The sequence below is a fragment of the Paenibacillus terrae genome (genome assembly GCF_005217525.1).
Classification (GTDB): Bacteria; Bacillota; Bacilli; order Paenibacillales; family Paenibacillaceae; genus Paenibacillus; species Paenibacillus terrae_C.
Genome location: NZ_PNXQ01000013.1, coordinates 43015 through 45631 on the forward strand (window position 1 = coordinate 43015; position 2617 = coordinate 45631).

Here is a 2617-nt window from a genome sequence, read left to right on the forward strand (position 1 = left end):
CACATATACACTGGGCACCGATTACTCGTTATCCTTTAACACTGCTGGAAATCTGGTGGTATCCCGTATAGTTTCCGGCGCGTTGGCATCTGGTGAAACGGTCAAAGTTGGTTACAGCAAACTGGACCAAAGCAAAGTTACATCTGCGGATATTATCGGCGGTGTGGATGTGGATACTGGCATTGCTACAGGGCTGGAATTGCTGGATCAAATTTTCCCACTGTTCCGTATTGTGCCCGGTCTAATTGCTGCGCCAGGCTTTTCGGAAAATCCTGTGGTCGGCGCGATTATGGCTGCGAAAGCTAATTCGCTTAACGGTGGGCATTTTAAAGCAACGGCGCTTACAGACCTGCCAGCCGACGTTCTATATACCGAGATTGCGAAGTGGAAGAAGGACAATGCTTATACGGACCCGCAGCAGATTAACACCTATCCGCTGGCTACCAAGGACGGTTTGGAATATCACATGTCTACGGTTGTGGCAGCGGCGACGGTCAAATCAGACGTTGATAATGGCGGCATTCCTTCGACTTCTCCGTCGAATACAACCGCGAATATTGATGGCACTGCTATGACAGATCGTGACTTTTTGCTGGGTCCACAACAGGCGCAGTATCTTAATGCGCAAGGGATCGTAACAGCACTCAATTTTGTTGAAGGGTTTGTGGTATGGGGTAACCGGACAGGAGTTTACCCGGATGCTAAAGACCCGCAAAGCAGCTTTATTCCGGTGCGACGGATGTTCAATTGGATCGGTAACACTCTTACGCTCACCTATTGGAAGTACCTCGATGATCCAACCAATAAAAAGATGATCGAGGCTATAACAGATTCGGTCAATGTATGGATAAATGGTCTGGTAGCTGCCGGATATTTGTTAGGTGGACGCGTTGAATTTAACGCTTCCGAAAATCCGATAGAGAATCTGATTGACGGCAAATTGAAATTTCATGTGTACATCGCGCCGCCGTCTCCTGGTCAGGATATTGATTTTGTACTGGAATACGATGCTTCTTATTTCGCGTCGTTATTCGCAGCTTAAAGGAGGTTTGAACATTGAGTAAAGATCAGGTCGCGCAGCGCACCATACAATATGAGGCTTACCGCAACGGTTCGCAGTATTTGGGTACTACAACCGTGGACATGCCTGAAATAGCATTATTGGCAGAAGACGTTACGGGTGGCGGTATTAATGGTACGGTCAATACGCCAACTATGGCGCAGTTTGATGCCTTATCCACCACACTTAATTTTCGGACGCACGAAGAAAGTTACTATGACCTTTTTGCTCAAGAGATACACGCCATTGATTTACGGGCGGCTATCCAAATCCAGAACCGTTTGACAGGGCAATTGGATGTAGTTCCATATAAATTCTCATTTCGTGGCGTTCCAAAAAATATGGGATTGGGAAGTTTGGAGCCTGGGGCTACATCGGACAATTCCGTGGAATTTGAAGTGACCTATATCAAGATCACCTTGAACGGCGTGGTCAAGATGGAGCTTGATAAATACAACTCTGTCTGTGTTATCAATGGTGTCGATTACTACGCAAAAATCCGTCAGGCGCTTGGAAATTAATCATTTCCGGGCGTTGACCCGGATTAAAATATGGAGGATTCTAACATGACTAATATCGCTAAAGAAGCAGAATTGAAACAAGTGGAGAAGGTAGAAGATACTTCACAATATACGCTTAAATTCGATAAACCTTGGGACTTTGAAGGCGAAAAATATACGGAATTGAAATTTGATTTTAATAAATGTAATGGTCGAAAGCTTATTGCACTCACTAAGAGATTAGAGCTTAGTGATATTAAAACTCCTGTCAAAGCAATTAGCATGGAATTCCAAGCTGCTGTATGTGCGGAGGCTGCTAGTGTTCCGATGGAACTGATTCTTGAACTACCAGGTAACTATTTTTCTAAAGTGACTGTTATGGCTCAGAATTTTTTGCTGCTATAGATGCGAGTGGAGATGTTGCATCTTATATTATGGAAATGGTGCTGTCGCTTTCCATTGAGACGCGTAACAGTATAGATTTTTGGCTGGATCAGCCTATAAATGATATACCCAAATGGCAAGACGCTCTTGCTTCGTATTCAATAAAAAAAGAAAAGGCGATAGAAGAAGCCCGGAAGAAAGGGCGGTGATACAGTGGGACGCGAATATGATGTAGCGATGAAGCTTGCGGCGAATCTGGACCAAAGCTTTTTTGGTGCGTTTGATAAGGCGATTCAAAAGGTGACCAGTCTGGAGAACAGTTTCAAAGAACTGAAAAACATCCAAATGCCTACCGGGGCGATCACCAATTTGCAGCAGGAAGTCGGACAGTTAAACACTAAGCTTCAAAGCGTTAATGCCAACCGGGTTGGGGAAAACGTATTTAAACCCCTCAAAGATGATATCAGGGACGTGAAGACGGAGCTTACAAGGCTCCAGTCCATGCGTTTGTCGGGAGACATAACCCGTGCTCTAGAGGTCAATGTGCAGGGGCTTGAACACAAGCTTAAAGCCCTTGGACATTTGAGGATCGGCGCGAAAGTATTCGAACCGATGATGGCGGCTGCTAAAGCGGTTGAAGCGCAAATACGTGTCATCCAGTCCATGCGCATCA

Annotated in this window: 5 protein-coding genes; all 5 read left to right on the forward strand. The window is 45.3% G+C overall.

Translation table 11 applies throughout. From position 1 onward, the window contains the following. A partial coding sequence (locus tag C1I60_RS14290) for a phage tail sheath family protein (RefSeq protein ID WP_252361720.1) occupies window positions 1–1042 on the forward strand: 1042 nt, incomplete at its 5' end. 14 nt (window positions 1043–1056) lie between these two features. Further along, window positions 1057–1581 (forward strand): phage major tail tube protein, encoded by a 525-nt coding sequence (locus tag C1I60_RS14295; protein WP_137062340.1) that lies wholly within the window; start codon window positions 1057–1059, stop codon window positions 1579–1581. A 45-nt stretch (window positions 1582–1626) separates the two neighbouring features. Continuing rightward, window positions 1627–1965: a phage tail assembly protein gene (locus C1I60_RS14300; protein ID WP_137062341.1), complete on the forward strand. Its 339-nt coding sequence runs from the start codon at window positions 1627–1629 to the stop codon at window positions 1963–1965. Window positions 1966–1994: 29 nt separating this feature from the next. Further along, window positions 1995–2153 carry a hypothetical protein gene (locus C1I60_RS24875; RefSeq protein ID WP_212734473.1) on the forward strand — a complete coding sequence of 53 codons (159 nt, stop codon included), beginning with the start codon at window positions 1995–1997 and terminating at the stop codon, window positions 2151–2153. A gap of 4 nt (window positions 2154–2157) precedes the next feature. Next, on the forward strand, window positions 2158–2617 hold a 460-nt coding region (locus C1I60_RS24880), incomplete at its 3' end, for a hypothetical protein (protein WP_212734474.1).

Bases quoted from the DNA above. Each gene is read 5' to 3' on its own strand.
- C1I60_RS14300 (WP_137062341.1), top strand. From the start codon at position 1,627: ATGACTAATATCGCTAAAGAAGCAGAATTGAAACAAGTGGAGAAGGTA.
- C1I60_RS24875 (WP_212734473.1), top strand. From the start codon at position 1,995: ATGGAAATGGTGCTGTCGCTTTCCATTGAGACGCGTAACAGTATAGAT.